The 22,143-nt window shown below is 57.3% G+C and carries 19 protein-coding genes; 11 read left to right on the top strand and 8 right to left on the bottom strand.

Translation table 11 applies throughout. The features are described 5' to 3' along the window. Positions 1 to 56 precede the first annotated feature (56 nt). Positions 57 to 1,541, top strand: a complete 1,485-nt coding sequence (locus tag PKC29_07680) for a glutamate synthase subunit beta (protein ID HML95296.1) — start codon at positions 57 to 59, stop codon at positions 1,539 to 1,541. Positions 1,542 to 1,695: 154 nt separating this feature from the next. Here the strand turns inward: PKC29_07680 and PKC29_07675 are convergent, their stop codons facing one another. Beyond that, entirely contained in the window at positions 1,696 to 3,162 is a 1,467-nt protein-coding gene (locus tag PKC29_07675; protein HML95295.1) for an aldehyde dehydrogenase family protein, read from the bottom strand. Positions 3,163 to 3,320: 158 nt separating this feature from the next. Beyond that, positions 3,321 to 3,893 carry a response regulator gene (locus PKC29_07670; protein ID HML95294.1) on the bottom strand — a complete coding sequence of 191 codons (573 nt, stop codon included), beginning with the start codon at positions 3,891 to 3,893 and terminating at the stop codon, positions 3,321 to 3,323. 318 nt (positions 3,894 to 4,211) lie between these two features. On the opposite strand from PKC29_07670, the gene bioB reads away from it, so the two are divergent. From bioB to bioF, 3 genes are all read left to right on the top strand, one after another. Next, a complete protein-coding gene (gene bioB, locus PKC29_07665; protein HML95293.1) occupies positions 4,212 to 5,192 on the top strand; it encodes a biotin synthase BioB in 981 nt (326 codons plus the stop codon). A 63-nt stretch (positions 5,193 to 5,255) separates the two neighbouring features. Beyond that, positions 5,256 to 6,632 (top strand): adenosylmethionine--8-amino-7-oxononanoate transaminase, encoded by a 1,377-nt coding sequence (gene bioA, locus PKC29_07660; GenBank protein ID HML95292.1) that lies wholly within the window; start codon positions 5,256 to 5,258, stop codon positions 6,630 to 6,632. A gap of 8 nt (positions 6,633 to 6,640) precedes the next feature. Beyond that, on the top strand, positions 6,641 to 7,825 hold the full coding sequence (gene bioF / locus PKC29_07655) for an 8-amino-7-oxononanoate synthase (protein HML95291.1): 1,185 nt from the start codon (positions 6,641 to 6,643) through the stop codon (positions 7,823 to 7,825). Between the two features lie 17 nt (positions 7,826 to 7,842). Here the strand turns inward: bioF and PKC29_07650 are convergent, their stop codons facing one another. Then, complete coding sequence (locus tag PKC29_07650; GenBank protein HML95290.1) at positions 7,843 to 8,823, bottom strand: alpha/beta hydrolase; 981 nt, start codon at positions 8,821 to 8,823, stop codon at positions 7,843 to 7,845. Then, complete coding sequence (locus PKC29_07645; GenBank protein HML95289.1) at positions 8,820 to 9,260, bottom strand: carboxymuconolactone decarboxylase family protein; 441 nt, start codon at positions 9,258 to 9,260, stop codon at positions 8,820 to 8,822. Before PKC29_07645 ends, PKC29_07650 begins: the two co-directional genes overlap by 4 nt. A 292-nt stretch (positions 9,261 to 9,552) precedes the next feature. On the opposite strand from PKC29_07645, the gene lsrF reads away from it, so the two are divergent. Further along, positions 9,553 to 10,368, top strand: a complete 816-nt coding sequence (gene lsrF / locus PKC29_07640; GenBank protein HML95288.1) for a 3-hydroxy-5-phosphonooxypentane-2,4-dione thiolase — start codon at positions 9,553 to 9,555, stop codon at positions 10,366 to 10,368. Between the two features lie 58 nt (positions 10,369 to 10,426). Continuing rightward, positions 10,427 to 11,452, top strand: coding sequence for a zinc-dependent dehydrogenase (locus PKC29_07635; protein HML95287.1), 1,026 nt, complete (start codon positions 10,427 to 10,429; stop codon positions 11,450 to 11,452). Positions 11,453 to 11,456: 4 nt separating this feature from the next. Here PKC29_07635 and PKC29_07630 read toward each other — a convergent pair whose 3' ends face one another. Further along, positions 11,457 to 11,801 (bottom strand): phage holin family protein, encoded by a 345-nt coding sequence (locus PKC29_07630; GenBank protein HML95286.1) that lies wholly within the window; start codon positions 11,799 to 11,801, stop codon positions 11,457 to 11,459. A gap of 175 nt (positions 11,802 to 11,976) precedes the next feature. Here PKC29_07630 and polA point away from each other — a divergent pair, with 175 nt between their 5' ends. Then, complete coding sequence (gene polA / locus PKC29_07625; protein HML95285.1) at positions 11,977 to 14,691, top strand: DNA polymerase I; 2,715 nt, start codon at positions 11,977 to 11,979, stop codon at positions 14,689 to 14,691. A 37-nt stretch (positions 14,692 to 14,728) separates the two neighbouring features. On the opposite strand, the gene PKC29_07620 is transcribed toward polA, so the two are convergent. Beyond that, complete coding sequence (locus PKC29_07620; GenBank protein ID HML95284.1) at positions 14,729 to 15,550, bottom strand: hypothetical protein; 822 nt, start codon at positions 15,548 to 15,550, stop codon at positions 14,729 to 14,731. A gap of 363 nt (positions 15,551 to 15,913) precedes the next feature. Here PKC29_07620 and argC point away from each other — a divergent pair, with 363 nt between their 5' ends. The 3 genes from argC to PKC29_07605 are packed head-to-tail and all read left to right on the top strand — an operon-like array spanning position 15,914 to position 18,724. Next, on the top strand, positions 15,914 to 16,957 hold the full coding sequence (gene argC / locus PKC29_07615; protein ID HML95283.1) for an N-acetyl-gamma-glutamyl-phosphate reductase: 1,044 nt from the start codon (positions 15,914 to 15,916) through the stop codon (positions 16,955 to 16,957). A gap of 12 nt (positions 16,958 to 16,969) precedes the next feature. Next, positions 16,970 to 18,442, top strand: a complete 1,473-nt coding sequence (locus tag PKC29_07610; protein ID HML95282.1) for an AMP-binding protein — start codon at positions 16,970 to 16,972, stop codon at positions 18,440 to 18,442. An 18-nt stretch (positions 18,443 to 18,460) separates the two neighbouring features. Continuing rightward, entirely contained in the window at positions 18,461 to 18,724 is a 264-nt protein-coding gene (locus PKC29_07605) for an acyl carrier protein (protein ID HML95281.1), read from the top strand. Between the two features lie 8 nt (positions 18,725 to 18,732). On the opposite strand, the gene PKC29_07600 is transcribed toward PKC29_07605, so the two are convergent. Next, positions 18,733 to 19,449 (bottom strand): hypothetical protein, encoded by a 717-nt coding sequence (locus tag PKC29_07600; GenBank protein ID HML95280.1) that lies wholly within the window; start codon positions 19,447 to 19,449, stop codon positions 18,733 to 18,735. Between the two features lie 209 nt (positions 19,450 to 19,658). Here PKC29_07600 and PKC29_07595 point away from each other — a divergent pair, with 209 nt between their 5' ends. Further along, positions 19,659 to 20,426: a hypothetical protein gene (locus PKC29_07595; GenBank protein HML95279.1), complete on the top strand. Its 768-nt coding sequence runs from the start codon at positions 19,659 to 19,661 to the stop codon at positions 20,424 to 20,426. A gap of 150 nt (positions 20,427 to 20,576) precedes the next feature. Here PKC29_07595 and PKC29_07590 read toward each other — a convergent pair whose 3' ends face one another. Continuing rightward, complete coding sequence (locus tag PKC29_07590) at positions 20,577 to 22,109, bottom strand: acyl-CoA synthetase (protein ID HML95278.1); 1,533 nt, start codon at positions 22,107 to 22,109, stop codon at positions 20,577 to 20,579. Between the last annotated feature and the right edge of the window lie 34 nt (positions 22,110 to 22,143).

Raw genomic sequence — 22,143 nt, 5'->3', positions numbered from 1 at the left:
CGGCGGTAAACGAAGTCCGGCTTTTCCGGACGGCAGAATAGACTGGAGGAAGTTTAATGGGTGACCCTACTGGTTTTATGGAATACAAGAGAGAGCTGGAGCCCGACCGCTCCCCTTCGGAGCGCCTGAAGGACTGGAAGGAGTTTCACAAGCACCTTCCGGACGAGAAGCTCAAAATTCAGGGGGCGCGCTGCATGGACTGCGGCATCCCTTTCTGCCAGACAGGGACAATGATAAACGGCATGACCTCGGGCTGCCCGGTGAATAACCTCATCCCGGAGTGGAACGACCTCGTATACAGGGGGCTCTGGCGCGAGGCGCTCGAGCGTCTTCACAAGACGAATAACTTTCCGGAGTTTACGGGGAGGGTGTGCCCGGCTCCGTGCGAGGGGTCGTGCGTGCTCGGGATAAGTGAGCCCCCGGTCACGATAAAGAACATCGAATGCACGATAATAGATAAAGGTTTCGAGGAAGGATGGGTCCTCCCCGAGATCCCGGAATCGAGGACGGGGAAGAAGGTCGCCGTCGTGGGCTCGGGCCCCGCGGGGCTTGCCTGCGCCGCCCAGCTCAACAAGGCCGGGCACCTCGTCACCGTTTTCGAGAGGGACGACAGGATAGGCGGGCTCCTCATGTACGGCATCCCGAACCCTCACCTCGATAAGTACGTAGTCGAACGGAGGGTCAATCTCATCCGCGAGAGCGGCGTCGAGTTTATCACCAACACCGAGGTGGGGAAGGACTATCCCGCCGACAGGCTCTTAAAGGAATACGACGCCGTCGTTATATGCACGGGGTCTACAAAGCCGCGCGATCTGCCGGTTGCGGGGAGGGAGCTAAAGGGCGTTCACTTCGCCATGGAGTTTCTGAAGGCCAACACCAAGAGTCTTTTGGACAGCGGCCACCGCGACGGCAACTACATATCCGCCAGGGACAAGGACGTCATAGTCCTCGGCGGCGGCGACACGGGTACCGACTGCGTCGCCACGGCCATGCGCCACGGTTGCAGGAGCCTCCTTCAGTTCGAGATTCTGCCGCAGCCTCCTCTCAGGAGGGCGCCCGACAACCCCTGGCCGCAGTGGCCGAGGGTGTATACGCTCAGCTACGGTCAGGAAGAGGCCATGGCCGTTTTCGGCGAAGACCCGAGGAAGTACCAGGTGCTTACGACAAAGTTCTCGGGCGACGCCGAGGGCAACGTAAAGGAGCTTCACACGATCCGCATCGAGTGGGTAACGAGCGAGAACGGAAGGCCTTCTTTCAGGGAGGTTCCCGGGACCGAAAAAGTTTGGTCCGCAGATCTCGTATTCCTCGCGCTCGGATTCCTCGGCCCCGAGGACGATCTCCTTCAGCAATTGAATATAGAGCGTGACGATAGGACCAACGCCAAGGCCGAGTACGGAAAATACAGGACCAACATCGAAGGGGTGTTCGCCGCCGGCGACGCCCGCCGCGGTCAGAGCCTCATCGTCTGGGCCATCAACGAAGGGCGTGAAGCCGCGAGGGAATGCGACCGCTATCTCATGGGCACAACGGTTCTGCCCTGAACCCTGTCTATTGTTATATGCATGTGGGCGGGGGGTTTTAGGGATGAAACGCCACGGCGCTCCTGTTTTCCCCGAATAGGTTCGAGGGCTCTATGTATTAATCCGGGAGTCCGTTTTCCACGGCCGTAATCCCGGGGCCGGATAAAGGAGGGGATTATCCCCCGTACCACGACGGAATTTTATCGCCCGTGAAGATGTTTATGGCCTTGGTTTCGAGGTACATGTCGAGGCCGTCCGGGCCGAGCTCTTTCCCTACACCGCTCTGTTTGAATCCACCGTAGGGCACCTCGGGGATTATGCCTCCGTAAGTGTTGACCCATACGTACCCGGCCTTTACGGCTTTTGCGACCCTGAGAGCCCTCTTTATGTCCCGCGTCCACACCCCGCCCGCAAGCCCGTAGACGGTATTGTTGGCTATCTTTACGGCTTCCTCTTCGGTCTTGAACGGTATGACGGCCACTATAGGGCCGAATATCTCCTCGCACGCGATCGTTGCGTCGGGCTCGACGTCGGCGATTACCGTGGGCTCGAAGAAGTATCCTTTCTTGAGGTGTGCGGGTCTTCCCCCTCCGTGGAGAACCTGGCCGCCTTCCTCGACTCCCTTCTCGAAATAAGAGCCCACCCTCTCGAAATGCTCCTTCGATATTACGGCGCCGAGCTCGGTCTTGTCGTCGAGCGGGTCGCCCACGCGTATTTTCTTTACCCTGTCGATGAAGGACGGCAGGAATTTGTCGTATATGTCCTCGTGGAGTAGGAGCTTCGTTATGGCCGTGCAGTTCTCGCCCTGGTTGAAAAAGCCCCCTCTGAGCCCTGCCTCTATCATGTTGTCTATCTCGGCGTCGTCGAAGACAATGCAGGGCGCCTTCCCGCCGAGCTCCAGAGTGACGCGCTTTACGGTTTCAGAGCCCGCCTTCATCACCTCTCTTCCCACCTCGGTCGAGCCCGTAAAGGCGACCTTGGCCACACCGGGATGGGAAACGAGCGCCCGTCCGGTGACTGCGCCTTCCCCCGGAACGACGTTGAGCACTCCGTCGGGGAGCCCGGCCTCGCTGCATATCCTGGCGGCCTCGAGTATGCCGCACGGGGTGTGCTCGGCAGGTTTCAGAACTATGGTGCATCCGGCGGCCAGCGCAGCGGATATCTTCCAGAACGAAAGCAGGAGGGGGAAGTTCCAGGGGATTATCTGCGCCGCTACTCCGAGCGGCTCCTTGACGGTCACGGTCATCTGACTGTCCGATACCATGATGCTCTCGCCGTTAAGGAGTGTGCCCGCTCCGGCATAGTATTCGAGCGTCCTGATCGCGCCGGCGGTCTCGACGAGTCTGCTCTCGCGTATAGGCTTTCCGGTTTCGAGCGTGTTAGTGAGGGCGAGCTTCTCCCTCTCCTTTTCGAGTCCGTCGGCCACACTGCGGATTATCTTGAGACGCTCGGCTACGGGCACCTTCGACCACTTTTCGAATGCGGCCTGTGCGGAGGCGACGGCCTTGTCCACGTCCTCCTTCCCGGCTTCGGCGATCTCGGCCAGGGGCTCTTCCGTGGCCGGATTCTCCCTGACGTATGTCTTCCCCGAAACGGCGTCAGTTTCCTTTCCGTTTATAAAGAGGCCGTATTTTCTGAGCATGGCTGTCACTGTGGCATACCTCCGTATGTTCCTTTCGAAAATACTATCCAATTTTCATGGAATTGGCCATAAAGGGTCTGCAGCAGCGCACGGTCGGGATAACGGCGCCGTTCCGGCTCACACGCCCGGTCAGAAATATAACGCGCCGGCCGCTCCGCTCAGTCCGCGGCTGCGGCCTGCTTCTTGCCCCTGCCCGGGCCCCGCGGCGGGGCGGCGAGAATGGATAACAGATCAACCAGATGCTTCCTGCCGACGGGCTTCTTCAGAACGGATATCGGCCCGAGATCTAGGGCCTGGTTCAGGAGCTCGCTGTCGGGATATCCGGTCATTATGACTACGGGCAGATCGCTCCTCAGCTTCTTTATTTCCCGCAGCAGCTCGAGGCCGCCCGGGTCGGGGAGCGTAAGGTCGAGAAGAACGATATCGAAAGCCGTATCGTCCAGGAGTCCGTCTATCTCCCGGCTGCCGGTGAACGTTACGATGTCGTGCCCTTCCGAGCCTATAACCCTTTTAAGCTCTGTCGGAACCAGCTCGTCGTCGTTCAGCATTAATATTTTCTTCTTTTTTGGCAATTGATCCCAGAGCCATTTATCGATAAGCTCCTTCGTGAACCGCCACTGATTCCCGACCTTGAACGCCGGTATCTTCCCGTCTTCGAGCAGTCTGTAAAGCGTCGGCTTGGCTACCTTAAGATACTGCGCCGCCTCTTCCAGAGTCAGAACTTGTTCCATTTATTTCCCCTTCTGAGTGGTATTATCTTGAGCTTCGGAGTCCGAGGGCTGTAGCGATTTAAATAAAAAAGGATAGAGAATGCCGGAGGCGACGTGCAGGTTATGGCAATCGTATACTTTTCAGCAACTCAGAGAACCCCTCTCTATACATAATTTTATCAGACGTCCAGGCAAATGTCTTTACCGTCACGAAAATTATATAACCCTGTATCCCGGCTGCTGCGGAGGCTCTCGTCCGCCCGGACTTGTTGTTGACAACAAACGCCGTTCCTGTAATCTAAAAACCAGAATTGTTCCAAAGGGGGAGAGACAATTTCCATCCTAGGCGTTGTATCCGAAAAACTCCTTGTAAGGGAAGAGCCTATTACGTTCGAAGAGGCGCTCCGGTTGCATGAGCTGCCCGGCTCGGATCTTGCCGACCTCATTTCCCTTGCCAGGAAAGTTACGCTTAAATACAAGGGCGACGGGGTATTTTTGCGCTCCATCATAAGCGGCCAGACGGGTAATTGCCCGGAGGATTGCTCCTTTTGCTCACAGTCGGCGCATTACGACACCGAGGTAAACGCCCATCCCCTCATGGCCGCTGAAAAGATACTCCTTGCGGCAAAGCAGTCCGAAAAAATGGGTGCCATGGATTTCTGCATAGTCATAAGCGCCAAGGGGCCGACCCCGAGGATTTTCAAGAAGGTGCTCGAAGCTGTGGACCTTCTCCGCGAGAACACCGGCCTCAAGATCGGCTGCTCGCTCGGCGACCTCAAGGAAGAACAGGCCTACGAGCTTAAAGAGCACGGGGTATGGCGTTACAACCACAACCTCGAAACCTGCAGGAGCTACTTTCCCAATATTTGCACGACGCACACCTACGACGACAGACTCCAAACCGCTTATCTCGTAAAGAAGGTCGGTATGAATCTCTGCTGCGGCGGGATACTGGGCCTCGGAGAATCCACCACGCAGAGGTTCGAGCTCGCGTTCGAGCTGCGGGATCTCGGGCCGAGCTGGGTGCCGATTAACTTCTTGAATCCGCGTCCGGGCACTCCGTTCGAGAATCTTCCCACGGTGCCCGCGCTCGAGGCGGTGAAGACCATCGCGATCTTCAGGCTGATACTCCCCGACAAAATACTCATGACGGCGGGCGGCAGGGAAGTCACCCTCCGGGACATGCAGGCCATGGGCATACTCGCCGGGGCCAACGCGATGATTCTCGGGAACTATCTCACCACGCCGGGACGCTCGCCGGAAGAAGACCTCAGAATGCTCGACGACCTCGAAATGCCGGTCAGAAGAGACGTAAACTGACGGCTTCCGGGCTTGTTTCATTCCGGGTCTCGTAACCGGCCCTCGATTTCAGCGAAGTCTACTATGCCGGATAAAACGAAACAGATAGGGGCTTACGACAGGGAATTCGTATGGCACCCCTTTACCCAGATGAAGCAGTACGAAGAGAAGGACCCCGTCGTTATAGTCGGCGGCGAGGGGGCGTATCTCTTCGATTCCGAGGGCCGGAAATATATAGACGGGGTTTCGTCTCTCTGGGTCAATATTCACGGCCACAAGGTCCCCGAAATAGATAACGCCATAAAAGAGCAGGTCGACACTCTCGGGCACAGCACGCTTCTCGGCGTGACGAACGCCCCAGCGGCGCTCCTCGCAAAAGAGCTCGTCGACATCTGCCCGCCCGGGCTCAAGAAGGTCTTTTACTCCGGCGACGGCGCCAGCGCCGTAGAGGCCGGGCTCAAGATGGCGTTTCAGTACTGGCGGAGAAAGGGCAGGCCCGGGAAAACGAAGTTCCTGTCCCTCGATAACGGTTACCACGGCGATACGCTAGGCGCTGTGTCCGTGGGCGGCATCGACCTTTTCCACGGCGAATTCAAGCCGCTCCTTTTCGACACGCTCAGGGCTCCTTCGTATTACTGCTACAGGTGCCCGCTCGGGAAAGAATATCCCTCCTGCGCCGTCGCGTGCGCCGACGAGCTCGGGAAGATTCTCCAAAGCCGCGGCGGCGAAATAGCCGCCGTGATAATGGAGCCCTACGTCCAGGCGGCGGGCGGTATGATAGTCGCGCCCGAGGGGTATCTTGCGCGAGTCCGTAAGTACTGCGACGAGTACGACGTACTCCTTATACTCGACGAGGTCGCGACAGGGTTCGGCAGGACGGGCAGGATGTTCGCCTGCGAGCACGAGGACGTGACGCCCGACATACTCGTCCTCGGCAAGGGGATGACGGGCGGTTATCTGCCGCTTTCTGCGACGATAACGACCGAGGAGGTATACGATGCTTTCCTCGGGGAGTACGAAGAGTTTAAAACCTTTTATCACGGTCACAGCTACGCCGGGAACCCCATAGCCTGCGCTGCGGCTCGTGGGAGCCTCGAGGCGTTCAGGAATAACCACACCCTCCAGGCCCTTAAGGAGAAGGTCGCCTGCTTCGAGGAGGAGCTTAAAGAGTTCGAGGGGCTGCCGCACGTCGGCAACGTCAGGAGCAAGGGACTCATGGCCGGCATAGAGCTCGTCGTGGACAAGGAGTCGAAGGACTCTTACGACCCCGGGGCGGCGATAGGCTGGAGAGTCGCCGAGCATGCCATGGAGCACGAAGTCCTTCTCCGCCCTCTAGGTAACGTCGTCGTTCTCATGCCGCCGCTTGGAATCCCGATGGACGACCTTAAAAAGCTGGTACGCGTCACGTACGAATCCATAAGGCGCGCGACGGAAGGCGGGCCTGATCACGAGGGCCCCTGAATCCTCCGATGAAAAACCCACTCGACTGGATTGAAAGCGACCTGGAGCGGATAAAAGAAAAGGACCTCTTCCGCATTTTAACCGAGCTCGAAACCGGGCAGTCCCCGGATATCGTTATAGACGGGAAGAGCTATATACTCCTCGGCTCTAACGGATACCTCGGCCTTTCGGTGGACCCGGCGGTGAAAGAGGCCGCCCGCGAGGCGCTCGAAAAATACGGCACGGGCTCGGGGGGATCGCGACTCGTGAGCGGAAGCACCGACCTTCACCGCGAGCTCGAAGACCGCGTCGCCCGCTTTAAAAAAACCGAGGCCGCCATACTCTTCAGCTCGGGATATCTCGCCAACGTCGGGACAATATCGTCACTCGTCGGCGAGGGAGACATGGTTTATAGCGACGAGCTCAACCACGCGTCCATAATCGACGGATGCAGGCTCTCGAAGGCCGGAATAAAAATCTATCCCCACCTCGATACCGGCAGGCTCGAATCGCTCCTTCGCGAAGACAGCAGCCGGAGGTGTAGGAAGCTCGTAGTCACCGACACCGTCTTCAGCATGGACGGCGACGTGGCGCCGCTCAAGGAGATTACGGAGCTCTCGGAGAAATACGGCGCGGCGCTCATGGTGGACGAGGCGCACGCGACGGGCGTCCTCGGCAAGCGCGGGAGCGGGGCAACGGAGCACTTCGGTGTCGAGGAGCGCGTGCCTGTCGTCATGGGCACGCTCTCGAAGGCCGTGGGCTCCCTCGGGGGTTACGTTGCCGGGAGCCAAAAGCTCGTCGACTTTATAAGGAACCGCGTCAGGAGCTACATATTCGATACGTCCCTTCCCGCCCCCTCGCTCGCGGCGTCCATAGCCGCCATACGCATCATAGAAAACGAGCCTGAAAGGAGGGAGCGCCTCTGGTCGCTCATACGTCGCTTCAAAAATGGAATAGAGAGCATGGGGCTCAAGGTCATGCCGTCCGATTCGGCAATAGTCCCGGTCCTCGTGGGCGAAGCCGCCCCGGCCCTCAGATTCGCGGCCGTGCTCAGGGAGCACGGCGTGTATACGCCGGCCGTCAGGCCGCCTTCGGTGCCGCCCGGTATGTGCAGGATAAGGGTGACACTCATGGCGACCCACACCGAAGAGCAGATCGATGCGGCCCTGGGTGCGTTTCAGGTGGCGAGGGATGCTGTTTCGGATGTGAAGTGACGGGGGTACTGCCCGGATCAGTTTTCAGTGCCGGGACTCTTTCTCTTGCCGTTTGTCGGAAGGAGCGCCTTCACCTTTGTCCATATAGCGCTCGGCTTTCTATCCAAACTTTCGGCCTTGCCGGCCTTGGTCTCGGGATCGCCGAGGAAGCCCGTAACATGCGCATTGAATTCTTCCGGCCGCTCTATGAACGGCAGATGCCCCGTACCCTCCAGAATCACGAGCGTAGAGTCGGCTATCCTCTTCGATAGATCGAGCGCGCTCTCGGGCGAGACTATCCTGTCCTGTGCCCCGTTTACAAGAAGCGTCCGCGATTTTATCTCGCCCGAGCGAGGCCTTGAATCATAGCCTATTCCGGCCATGAGCTGCCTCCTCCACGCATATTCGGGCTGCGGGTTTTCGAGCCTCCATTCGATTATACGGTCGATTTCCTCGGAGTGATTTTTGAAGTACTCTTCCGAAAAGGCGAGCGAGAGGCCGTAACGCAATCGCTCCTCTTCATTCATGGCGTACTCCAGCCGGACGGGCCTCCGTGCGCCATCGAATGCCGCCGGAAGAAACCCCCACAGCCTGAGGAATCCGTTAAGAAAGGGAGACTTCCCTGTAATCGGCTTACCCGGCCCGGAGTTCGTCGAAACGAGGACGAGGTTCCTCACCATTTCGGGCCTCGTTATGGCAAGCTCCTGGGCAATGTAGCCCCCGAGCGAGACACCGAGCACGTGGGCCGATTCTACTCCCAGCTCTCCCAGAAGCCCGGCCGCGTCTTCGGCCATTAGCTCTACCGTGTACTCCGAATCGGGCTTGTCCGTATTCCCCGCTCCCCTGTTGTCGAATATGATGACCTTGTGGCTCTTCGAGAGGACGGGTACCTGTTTGTACCACATCCAGCTCGAATACCCCAGGCCCTCTATCAGGAGAAGCGGCTCACCCGAGCCGTGCACTTCGTAGTAAATGTTTACGCCGTTTGTATAAACGGTCCCTGACGAAGGCTCTCTCATGCTGATATGGCTTTCTTTCTATGAATATCGATTCCGTCGTTTGCAGATTTTATGGACTCCGGGTTCTGTTTGTCGAATTCGTCGAACGCCTCGTTGACGGCCTGCATGGCGTTTATGGCCGCCGGAAAACCGGCGTAGAGCGCCATCTGGAGGATTATTTCCGTTATCTCCTCCTTTGTAACGCCGGCGTTCAGGGCGCATATGGTGTGCACCTTAAGCTGCTGAGGGGCGGTCCCGAGCGCCGCAAGGGCCGCTATGGTAGCTATCTCCCTCGACCGCAGGTCAAGCCCCGGCCTTCTGTAGATATCGTTGAAGGCAAATTCCATTATGTACCGGGTAAGGTCCGGGCTCAGCGACTTCAGACGCTCGAGAGATTTCTCGGCACCTTCACCCTTGATTTCCCTGAATTTCTCAATACCCTGTTTGTATCTGGTCATCGCTTTCTCCTATGATTATAATGTAAGGTCGAAAACCTCCGAGTCAAGCGAAATCTTCGCATTTGCTTACAATAGAGTCACATCAAAATTCTGTAATTATGCCATATTGCAAGATATTCAGATGCTATTTTGTGCAATTGCTAATTTGGTGTTAATATGCTCTTCGCACTCTTCGCAGAGCTTTCAGACGGGTTTTCGCGGCCCTATCCGCCCTCCCTGATCGATTGACAATCACCCCGCCGTCCTATAAATTCATGAAAGAAATTTCATTCATAAATGGAGGTGCCGCGATATGGACTGGGGTATGAAAAACAGGATGGCGAGGATAATAAACCCCAAAACGGGAAGGGCAGTTATGCTTGCTTTCGACCACGGGTATTTTCTCGGGCCGACGCACGGGCTCGAAGTGCCGAAGGATACGATCGCCCCGTTAGCGCCATACGCGGACACGATAATGCTGACCCGCGGAGTGCTCCGCACGTCCGTCGACCCTGATTCCGGGGCCAACGTAGTGCTCAGGGTTTCAGGAGGGACGAGCATCGTGGGCGCGGACCTCTCCAACGAAGGCCTCACGACGTCTTTTAAGGATGCGATAAAGCTCAACGTAGCCGGCGTCGGCATATCCGTATTCGTCGGGAGCGACCACGAGCGTCAGACCCTTCTCAACCTCGCCGAGCTCGTTAACCTGGGCGAGGAATACGGCATCCCTGTCCTCGGCATCACGGCCGTCGGAAAGGAGCTCGAAAAGAGGGACGCCAGGTATCTTTCTCTCAGCTGCCGCATATGCGCCGAGCTAGGGACCCACATCGTAAAGACGTATTATTGTGAAGAATTCGAAAAGGTCACGGGCAGCTGCCCCGCGCCTATCGTGATAGCCGGCGGGCCCAAGCTCGAAACCGAAATGGACGTATTCGATATAACGTACGGCGCGATTCAGCAGGGCGCGGTCGGCGTGGACATGGGAAGAAACATCTGGCAGAACAGCCACCCCGTCGCCATGCTCCGGGCCGTGCGCTCGATAGTCCACGAAAACAACAATCCGAAGCAGGCGCACGACCTCTACCTTTCCCTCAAGAACGACGAGTCGAGAAAGATAGCGAGCGCGTAAAGCCGGCCCGAGTCCCCGCCGGGTCGTTTTAAAATTCTCCGGAGCGTGTACTGAAGACATGCGTGTAGCTATGTACTACAGCAACAGCGACGTGAGGCTCGAAGAAATGCCGGTTCCTAAGATCGGACCGGGCGAGATACTCATGAAGGTGCATGCAAGCGGCATATGCGGGAGCGACCTCATGGAATGGTACCGTCTCCCGAAGGCGCCGCTCGTTCTCGGACACGAGGTTGCGGGCGAGGTCGCCGAGGTCGGCGACGGGGTTAAAAATTTCGCTCCGGGCGACCGCATAATAGCGACCCATCACGTGCCCTGTAACACGTGCCGTTCCTGCCTCAGGGGAAATCATTCATCCTGCCAGACCCTTAGAACGACTCATTTCGATCCGGGCGGATTTGCGGAATATATTCGCCTGCCCGCGATCAACGTCGACAGGGGAGTGCTCAAGCTCCCGGACGGTGTCACTTATGACGAGGCGTCTTTCATCGAGCCCCTCGGATGCGTCGTAAGGGGGCAGCGTCTCGCGGGATTCGGCATGACCGACAGCGTGCTCGTAATGGGGAGCGGCATCACCGGCCTCCTCCAGATACAGCTCGCACGCGCCCAGGGCGCGGGCCGAATCATGGCTACGGACGTGAACGATTACAGGCTCCGGGCGGCGCTGTATTTCGGCGCCGACTCCGCAATCGATGCAAGGGACGACGTGGCTTCGAAGGTGAGGGAAGCAAACGAGGGCAGGCTCCCCGACATGGTCATAGTCTGCACGGGGGCCGTTTCGGCCATACAAAGCGCCTTTAAGCTTACGGACAGCGGCGGGACGATTCTCTTTTTCGCCCCTTCGGGGTCCGACGCTAAAATGTCCGTTCCCTTCAACGATTACTGGTGGTCGGGAATAAAGACCGTAAGCTCCTACGCGGCGGCCCCGGGGGATTTGGCGCTGGCTCTCGAGCTCATAGGGGCGCGGAGGGTGAACGTTGGGGACATGGTGACGCACAGGATTCCTCTGGCCGAAACGGGGCGCGGCTTCAAAATGGTCGAAGAAGCCCGCGATTCCATAAAAGTCATAGTGCAGCCTTTTCTCTAGGCGTTTATTTCACCCCGAGGAGCGACCTCAGGATCGTGCTTACGATGGCGAGGATGAGGGCCGCGAAGAATGCCGTCCAGAAACCGGCGACGTGGAATCCCGACACGAGAGAGCTCGCCAGCATCAGCATGAGCCCGTTTATCACGAGCAGAAATATACCGAACGTGAGTATCGATATGGGGAAGGTGATGATCTTGAGGAAAAGGCCGATAGTCGCGTTTATAAGGCCTATTATGATTGCCGCGAAGAGGGCGGTCCCTATGCTTTCCACTTGAAAACCCGGAAGTATATGGGCGACAATCAGAAGGCTCGCCGCGCTTATGATCCACTGAATCAGAATCGATTTCATTTTTTCCTCCTCTCCTCTCCGTAATACGATCGATTATCCATATTATTATATTCGAGGGAAAATATAAAGGGGAAGCGATCATCCTTTTAAATGTATTTCCGCGGCTATTCGTCTCCCATAGCCTGCACTTTCCTGTCTTTGACACCCTCTCAATAAACTCCTAAACTTTACCGTTATGGAAAAACCGGTTTTATACCTCATCGACGGCAGCTCGTACATATTCAGGGCGTACTATGCAATACGGTATCTCAGCACCTCTTCGGGCTTCCCGACAAACGCCGTATACGGGTTCAGCTCGATGCTTTTCAAATTCATAAAGGACTACAACCCCGCGCTACTCGGAATGGTATTCGACGCCAAGGGCGACACCTTCAGAAACGAGATGTACAGCCTGTACAAGGCCAACAGGTCCGCCCCGCCCGACGATCTCGTGCCCCAGTTTCAGAAGATATTCGACGTCGTGGATGCTTTTAAAATGCCGCAGTTCATGATAGAAGGCTACGAGGCCGACGACATTATAGGGACCATCGCCAGGAGGATGGAGGGAGAGGGCTACGACATCGTCATAGTCACGGGAGACAAGGATTTCAGCCAGCTGGTCTCGGAGAGGATCACGCTCCTCGACACGATGAAGAATAAAACCACCGGCATCGCCGACGTCGTCGAGAAGTACGGCGTCCCGCCCGGGAAAGTCCTGGATATCTTCGCCCTCATGGGGGACGCCATAGATAACATCCCCGGTATAAAGGGCATAGGCGAGAAGACTGCTATCAGCCTGATAAAGACTTACGGCTCGCTGGAGGCGCTCCTCGCCATACCCGCGGGGCTGCCCGAGAGATGGGCTAAGCTCATACGTGAGAAAAAAGAGGACGCCCTCATGAGCCGGGAGCTGGCGACTATCAAGACCGACATGGAAATGGACGTTAACGTGGCCATGTTCAGGTACGAAGGCTTCGACAAGGAGAAGCTCGGGAGCCTGTTCCGCGAGCTCGAATTCAAGAACCTCATGCGCGAGCTGGGCGAGCTGGAAGAGACGCATCCGGCCGATAAGGCGAATGATGAGACGGCAGGGGTCGTTTCCTACGACTGCTATAAAGTGGCGCTCAATGAAGAGGAGCTCGAAAACGTAATAAAAAGGATAGGGGAAACGGGCGAGGTGTCGCTCGACCTCGAAACGACGTCGCAAGACCCGATGCTTGCAGAAATAGTGGGAATCTCGCTCTCTCCAGCGCCGCAGGAATCGTACTACGTACCCGTTGCCCACAGGGCGCTCGCCGACGCGGCGGCCAGGCAGCTGCCGCTTTCCCACGTGCTCTCGAACCTGAAGCCCGTCTTCGAGGACCCGCACATCCGCAAAATCGGCCAGAATCTCAAGTACGAGATCGTCGTCCTCGAAAGGAAAGGAATTACGCTCAAGGGCATATTTTTCGATACGATGATCGCCGCGCACATGCTGGATTCCTCCCGGCTTAGCTATAGCCTCGACGAGCTTTCGAGGGTCTTCCTCGGCCACCTGATGATATCGTACAAGGATGTTACGGGCTCGGGAAAGGCCAGGATCCCATTCGACGAGGTAGAGATCGAGAAGGCCAAGGTGTACTCGTGTGAGGATTCGGACGTCGCCATGCTGCTTTACAAAAAGCTCGAGCCCGAGCTCGAAAAATCCGGGCTCCTCGATGTTTACAGAGAGACGGAGCTTAAATTCATAGAGGTGCTCGCGCGTATAGAGATGAACGGCGTCAGGGTCGATCCTCTCAAGCTGAAAGAGCTTTCGAGGGAGTTCGAGGCCGGCCTCAAGGAGCTCGAAAAGGAAATATACGCGGCAGTCGGATACGAGTTCAACCTCAACTCCCCGATTCAGCTGAGGGAGGTCCTGTTCACTACGCTCGAGCTTCCGAGCAGGAAGACCACGAAGACCGGCGAGGCCTCGACCGACGTCGAGGTGCTGACGGACCTCAGCAAGTTCCATCCCGTCCCCGAAAAGGTGCTCGAGCACAGGACGCTTTCGAAGCTGAAGTCCACTTATCTCGATGCTCTCCCCAGGCTGATTAACCCGGCCACCGGTAGGCTCCACACATCCTTCAGCAGGGTCGGCTCTTCGACCGGACGGCTCAGCTCGAGCGAGCCCAATCTTCAGAATATACCGATTAAAACGGCGCAGGGAAGACGCATCAGGGAGGCGTTCGTTCCGGATGCAGGGAACGTCCTTCTGTCGGCGGACTATTCGCAGATAGAGCTAAGGCTTCTGGCGCACTTTTCGGACGACGAGAGCCTTATAGAGGCGTTCCGCACCGGGAGCGACATTCACAGCAGGACGGCCGCCGAGATATTCGGGGTTACCGAGGACCTCGTAACGCCCGATATGAGAAGGCTCGCCAAGAGCATTAATTTCGGCATCATATACGGCATAAGCGCGTTCGGCCTCGCAAAGCAGCTGGGGACGTCGGTATCTATAGCCAAGAGCTATATCGACGAGTATTTCAAGCGCTATGGAAAGGTGAGGGAATACATAGACAAGACCATAGCGGACGCCGCCCGGAAGGGCTATGCGGAGACGATACTCGGAAGGCGGCGGCCTATCCCCGAGCTAACGTCGGGGGACAGGAACAGGAAAGGCTTCGGCGAGCGCGCGGCCATGAACACCCCTATTCAGGGCTCCGCCGCCGACATCATAAACATCGCCATGATAAGGATCCACGACGAGCTCGCCCGGGGATTCAAGTCGCGCATGATACTCCAGGTGCACGACGAGCTTCTCTTCGACGTCCCGGAGAACGAGATCGAGGCTCTTTCTAAAATGGTAAAACTGGAAATGGAAGGGGCGTGGGAGCTTAAGGTCCCCGTTATCGTTGAAATGGGGACCGGCAAGAACTGGGCCGAAGCCCATTAGCCCTTGCCGGTTCGTGCGCACTTGTGTGTAAAATCCTTTATCCGTCTATGAGCGTACAGGTGCTCGGGTTTACGCTGGACGTTCCGCTCTGAACGACGGCCGATTTCCCGTTCCCGCCGCTTATGGTGCATTGATTCTGCGGGTCGATCTCGACCGCGGAGGACCCGGCTGTCCTTATCCCGTTTTCCCTGAGCGACGCAATGAATATGTTGTTGTCCACCGGCGTTACCGTGCGGGCCAGCCTTACGAACGTGTTGTTGTTCGTCCTTATTCCGTCCCTGTTAGCGCTTATGCTGATGTCCTCGTCGGCTTCGAGAAGGACCAGGCCGAAGTTCTCGGCGTGAATGCCTTCCTTGCAGTCGATGAGCGTGATGTTGCGGGCAGCGATCTCAACCCTGGCGTCGCCCTTGACGTTTATGCAGTTGTTCCCGTTTCCATCAATGTTAAAGTCGGCTTCGAGGGAATCGAATAGTATTTCGTCGAAGCTACTGGCGCGTATACGGTTCTGGAATACTACCCAGTTCTCGACGAGTATCGCGCCGGGAGACGTCTGCAGTATAACGTCGAACTCGACGTCGCTGTCGCGAGTGATCGATATGATTCTCGAAAGCGTGTAATCCGGGCCTTCGAACTCGATTCTGACTGTGTTGAAGTCGGACTGGAACTTGAGGTTGAACTCCCCGAACTGGTTCGTCCGCGTGGACTTTTTTCTCCTGTTGTTTTCGAAGATGCTCACCCTTATGTCCGATACCGGGCCGTCTACGACCTGAAGCACCGTCCCGTTTATCCTGGTTTTCTTGCCGCCGCCGCCCCCGTCGCCGCCGCATCCCCAGAATCCATATGATACGAACGATGTCATTAAAAGCAGAATTAACAGGAATGAATGTTTATTCAGAAATTTCGTCATTATCCTATCCTCCATTTTTAGGGTGCCGCACCCTTCCCTTCAGTGTCGGCACATTATTTCAATATTAACCGGAAACGCCTGATTTTTATATAGGGTTTGTCGAAATCCTGTCGAAAAAATAACGACAAAAGGCCCGGCTTATCGACTACCATAGCTTGGCAATCGTCTATCCCTTTCGCAGCGGCCGAAACCGGCCGCGCTCTTTACTTTCCACACGGTTTGATTTTTCGGCGAGGGTCTATTAACTATAGTATAGGATGTAGGACAGACGGCTTGTAACTCGCCGTCGGGGGATATCTCCTCGCGAGGGGTGGCGTGTTGACTAAAAAAAGCGTCGGCATTCTCGGTGCGACAGGCTATACCGGGGCGGAGCTCCTGAGGATCCTCCTCGGACATCCCGGGGTGTCGGTCGAGTGGCTGACTTCCGAAAAGTTCGCGGGCCGGAAAATCAGCGACGTCTTTCCCGGGCTGAGGGGGTTTTGCGAGCTCGAATGCCGGAGCGTCGCTTCGTTTAAGACCCTGCCCGAAGTGGATCTCGTTTTCTCATGCCTCCCGCACGGGACAGCGATGCATTTTACAGGGAGGCTCCTCGACGAAGGGGCCCGGGTGATAGATTTCAGCGCCGACTTCAGGTTCAAGGACGCCGCCCTTTACGAGCGCCTTTACAAGGCGAAGCACAGGCTGCCGCAGCATATTGACGATGCCGTTTACGGCATCCCCGAAATATTCAGGGACGATATTCGCGGCGCGCGTCTCGTGGCGAATCCCGGGTGCTACGCGACGGGCGTCGTGCTAGGGGTAATGCCCCTTCTCGGGGAAGGCCTAGTAGACGAAACCTCCATAATAGCGGACGCAAAATCGGGCGAGTCCGGGGCGGGCAGGGCGCCTTCGCTCGACCATCACTTTCCCGAATCGAACGAAAACGCGCGGCTTAACCCCGGCGCCGCCTCGCACCAGGGGCCCGAGATGGAGGATGTGCTCTCTTCCGTTACAGGAAGGAAAGCCGGCGTTACTTTCGTCCCGCACAATATCCCCGTAAACCGGGGCATATTGACGACTATATACACGAGGCTGAAATCAGAAGCCGATACGGCGAGTGTCCTGAAAGCATTCGGGGACTTCTACAGGGACGAGCCCTTCGTCCGCATATGCCCCGAAGGGAAGCTCCCCGACATCAAGGACACCAGGTATAGCAACTCGTGCAGTATAGGGGCTACGATAAATGGGGACGTTGCGTTAACGGTCGTGTCTCTCGACAATCTCGTAAAGGGGGCGTCCGGCCAGGCGGTGCAGAATATGAACCTGATGCTCGGATTCCCCGAAACGGAAGCCCTGGGTTTTCAGGGGATGTTTCCATAGGCGGGGCGGATCATGAGGACTATGAACGACATATTTCTCGATAGCGTGGACAGGTTCGGCGAACGGCCCGCGATCATAGACGGCGAGAGGACGCTTACCTACGCCGAATTCGGCGGGTCCGTGAAGTCCCTGGCCTCGTTCCTGGCCGAGCACGGGGTAGGAATGGGGGACAAGGTAGCGATACTCCTTCCTAACTCAATCGAATTCGCCGTCGCCTTTTACGCCTCGGCCTCGCTGGGCGCCGTGTCTGTGCCCATAAACAGTCTCTGCAAGGAAGACGAGATAAGGTTTTACGTGACGGATTCGGGGGCGCTGGTGCTTTTAACGGACGCCGCCTTAAGAGAGACTGCCGGAAGGGCCGTTTCGGAACCGGGGGCCGGCGTTTCGGTTATTCGCGGTGAGGGGGCGGACTGGGTTTCCGGAGCGGCCGAAGCGGGGCGCCGCGCGCCGGCCGAGGTCGAACCCGATGCCGATGCTATATACCTCTACTCCACGGGCTCGACGGGAAAGCCCAAGAGGGTGGCGCGGACGCACCGGAATCTCGCGGCCCTCGCCCAAAACCATTCCGACACCGCCGGTTTCGGGGATAAGGACAGGGTGCTTTTCGTCGTCCCCCTTTCGCACACGTATGCGTTCGGGAATTTCATAAGCTCCGTCCGGGGCGGCGCGGCCTCGATAATGCTGGAGCAGTTCAACAGGAACGGGGCCCTCGACGTGCTGGAAAGCGAGGCCGTGACGATTTTCCCCGCCGTCCCCGTTATGCTGGACGCGTTGGCCGGAACGTTCACGCCCGAGGAGAAGGACCTCTCCTCTCTCAGGCTCGTAATCTCGGCGGGCGCTCCGTTAAGGCACGAGACGTTCAAAAAATTCCACGAGAGATTTGCAATATATCCCCGCCAGCTCTACGGCTCGACGGAGACGGGTGTCATATCCATAAACCTCGCCGAAGACATAGAGAAGAGGGCGGCGTCCGTCGGAAAGCCCGTGAACCGGGTGACTGTAAAGGTCTTCGGTGACGGCGGGGAGGAGCTCGAAACCGGCGACGAGGGGGAGCTCGCCGTAAGGAGCCCTTCCATGACGCGGGGCTACGACGGTCTTCCCGGGGAGACGGAGAAGGTTTTCAGGAACGGGTACTATTTCACCGGGGACCTCGGAAGGATAGACGCCGAGGGATACATTTATATAACCGGGCGCAGAAAATTTTTCATAAACGCCGGCGGGTACAAGGTGGACCCGGCCGAGGTCGAGAACGTTCTTTTGGGTATGCCGGGGATTACCGAGGCGGCCGTTCTCGGGGTCGAGGACAAAAGCGGAAAGGAGCACGTGAAGGCCGTCCTCGTTTCAGATAGGCCCGTTACGGCGGGCGAGGTGGCCGCACACTGCAGGGGGAGGCTCGCGGATTACAAGATTCCTCTCAATATAGAATTCAGGGATGCCCTCCCGAGGAGCCCCGCGGGAAAGGTTCTGAAGGAACAGCTAAAGTAGCTTTAAAAGGTGAAGCGCATGAATGACGTTTCCGGAAGGGTGAGAAAGGTGCTCGAAGCGAGCCTGCCGCAAGGGGTGATCACGGAAAATATAGACGACGATTTTCCGCTTATAGAGCTCGGTGTGGGTATAGATTCGGTCGCGCGCCTTGAGCTCCTGGTCGCGCTCGAGCAGGAGTTCCGCGTGAGGCTCGACGAGGGGGAAATCACGCCCGAGTTTTTCGAATCGGTGGGCGAGATGTCACGGCACATAAGCGGGAAGCTCGGGGACGGTACGGCCTAGCTATCGGGTCAGTTCGTAAGGCCCTTGTCCTTGAGATACTTCTCGAACGAGTTTATGAATTCCTTTCTGACGCGCTCGCTCGCCTTCCCTATGGGCTCTATCACGGTCTTTTCGTAGAACTCGAACGCAGTGGCTTCGAGCTTGGTGTCGCCTGTCGTCCTGGCAAGCCTCAGAACCGCAATCGAATTGTAGAATATCGCCCTGAAAAGCGCACGCCTCGCGTCGTTGAACTTGAATTCCTCGAGGAGCTTCTGGGCCTCGATGAGGGCGTAAAAACCGACCCCGCAGAAGAGGGTCAGGAGCTTCTTGGCCTCGTCCGGCGACATTCCTTCGATGAGATAAACGAGCGGGGCCTCAACTATCGATTCGAGCTCCTTCTCCCTGCTGATGATGTTCGCGAGCTCCTTGACCTTGTCGTCGTCGGCGTTGTTGAGAAGGTCTTTCAGGGCGCCCTGGACGTACTCCAGAGCGAAGCTGTCCCTTATCTCCTCGGGGCTGAGCCCTTCGGACTTGAGCGCCTTTATGTGCGCGAGCTTTTCGATGGTTTTTTCGGGAAACAGCAGGATAGTCTTCGACGCGCCGCCCGATGTGACTCTCTTTCTTCTCGGTTTGGGGATGAGCCCGAGCCTGGAGCAGACTTTTATTGTCTTTTCCGGGTCGCTTCCGAGATCTATCTTTCTTTTCCGCGCTTCCTTTATAATGTCGTCCATGGATACATCAGCCATGACAAGATATTACGCAGGTTAGAGAGCCTTTGTCAATCCATATTTCTCCTGTATTCAGGGGATGATCCGGCATTTCAGGTAACTGAATTATGCGAAATCACGGGCACGTGACCGGTACCGTGAACGCGCCCCGCCGGGCCATGTCCGCCTGTGGCATTCGGCGCAGGATCCGGATTGATTTTAAATCCCGGATGGTTTATTACTTTCATATGGCCCAGAGCACGCTGGTCGTCTACGAACCCGTCGATATGACGGACAAGGCTTATTACTGGAAGGAGTACGCGGAATTTTACGAAAAGTACTGGGGAGGCCCCACGTCGCCATTCGGCGTGTGGTTCGGGAACGAATACGAATCCTTCGTCCAGGCCATAGCGGCACATCTCGGCATAGACAAGAACGAGCTTGAGCATTGTTTTTTCACCAGGGACGACGAGGGCAAGTATTACGTCGCCCCATTCCGCTCGAAATCGAATCTTTTCTTCTCGGAGAATTTCATTCCGCTCGAATGGTTTATCCTGTTCGGCGCCGAAGACAGGGAAACCCTTTACACGCACTGGGGGTTCAACGCGCTTTATTACAATGCGCGGATAGGCGTGTCCATGGAGCGGCTGGACGATGCCGCCGAGGTGATAACGAAATCTATCGAAAACGGCGGCGCTACGCTAGGGAAGGAGTACGGGTTCGACATGAAGACGCTGCTCGCGAGCCTTCGCGACCTTAGAAGCTGGCTTTCCGGATACGACGCCACGGGATTCATCGTCCTTAACTACGGCGACCTCTGCGCCGTGATAAACCCGTACTCGCTCGAAAGGGAGCGTTCGGTCGATGAGGCGTGGGCGTTTATAGGGCTGCTGAGGGAAGGCAGGTTCGACGAGGCCGCCTCGTCATTAAAAGCATTTGTGCAGAAGTGGGACGATATAAGAATTACTGCCTCCGCCTCGGCGAGCGGCGGCCCGGACGACTCGACGCTCCAGTGAGCCGGTTTGCCTGCCGTCTCGACGTAGTCCCCGTCTTCCGAGAACGATCCTTCTGTATCGATATGCTCTCTCACCCCGAAGGTTCGACTGCGGCTATGTTGTCGGTCCGGGCGTCCCATGAGTCCTCGTCCATGACGGATACGACCGTGCTCATTGTTTAGCTCCGCCGGATTCAGCGCGGGTTTTCATTTCCCCGGTAAACAGGGCGCAGACGTCGGGCTTTACGACCTTGCCCATCTGGTTTCGCGGGAGCTCCTTCACCGTGAGAAAGCGCGTCGGGACTTTATAGGGCGCGAGCCTCTCCCTGCACCATTCCCTTAGCGTATCGCCAGCCGGTTCGTCCCCGCCCGAGGGCACGAGCGCCGCAGAGACCCGCTCGCCCCACTCCTCGTCCGGGACGCCGACGACGGCGCAGTCAGCGATGGATGGATGCTTCCTCAGCACCTCTTCGATTTCGAGCGCCGATATTTTGTATCCGCCGCTCTTTATTATATCGACGGACTTTCGTCCGAGTATCCTGTAAATCCCTTCCCGGTCCCGCTCGGCTGCATCCCCGGTCCTGAACCATCCGTCCTGGATAAAGGACCCGGAGGTCTCGCCCGGTCTCTGCCAGTATTCGAGAAAAACATTCGGGCCCCTTACTATGATTTCCCCCTCCGCCGGCCCCGAGAGGATTCCGCCCTCTTCGTCGATTAGTGCGACCTCGACCCCTGGAAGCGGTGCTCCGACCTTTCCGGGCATCCGTTTGCCAGCTAGCGGGTTCGAGAGCGCCATGCCTATTTCGGTCATCCCGTACCTTTCGAGGAGGACGTGTCCCGTTATCTCCTCCCATTTGTGGAGCGTCCCCACGGGAAGGGCTGCGGAGCCCGACACCATGAGCCTCATTCTCCGTGCGGCTTCGGACATCTCCTTCCTTTCGCCGGGCGGCGCTTCGTCCCGCGCGCGGATGAGCCTCGTGTATATCGTCGGCACGGCCATGAACACTGTGTAACCGTTCCTCGTGAATTTCTCCCACACTGCCGCGGCGTCGAACTTCGCGAGAAGCTCGCACTTCGCCCCGGACCAGAGGGCGCAGAGAAGGACGTTCAGTATCCCGTGGAGGTGGTGAAGCGGTAGAGGGTTGAGTATGGAGTCGTCCTTCGTCCAGCCCCACGCGCCGACGAGGGATGTGATCTGGTGCCTTATATTCGCATGCGTCGTGACGACTCCCTTGGGCCTGCTCGTCGTCCCGCTCGTGTATATGATCATCGCACGGCGGCTTTCGTCGAGCACCGGCAGAGGCCCGGCGTTACTTTTGATGACATCCCCGGAAAGTAAAAAGTCCGCACCCAGCGCCGCGGAAATCCTTTCGAGCCTGCCGGCGAATTCCTTGCCGGCGATTACGAACCCTGCCCCGCTGTCCTTTATCACGTATTCGAGCTCGGGGTCCGGATGAGACACGCAGAGGGGCACGGCTATGCCGCCGGCCCTCCATATCCCGAGGAGAATCGCCGGATAATCGAACCCCGGACTTACGATAAAGGCGACTCGTTTTTCGCCGAGGTCGTCTGCGCCCCCGGCTTCGAGTAGGCGCGACGCCACCGCCGTCGAAGCCGAGAGCAGCCTCCCGTACGTATACTCGCCGTCCGCGTCTACAATAGCCGTCCGCTCTTCATACCGCGCGAGATTCTCTATAAGTCTTATTCCACCCAATGACGATTCTCCTTCGGATATATTT

This window comes from Thermodesulfobacteriota bacterium, assembly GCA_035325995.1.
Classification (GTDB): domain Bacteria; phylum Desulfobacterota_D; class UBA1144; order Nemesobacterales; family UBA2774; genus JADLGH01.
Note: the sequence above shows the minus strand (reverse complement) of the source record. Positions and strands in the feature narration are given on the sequence as shown.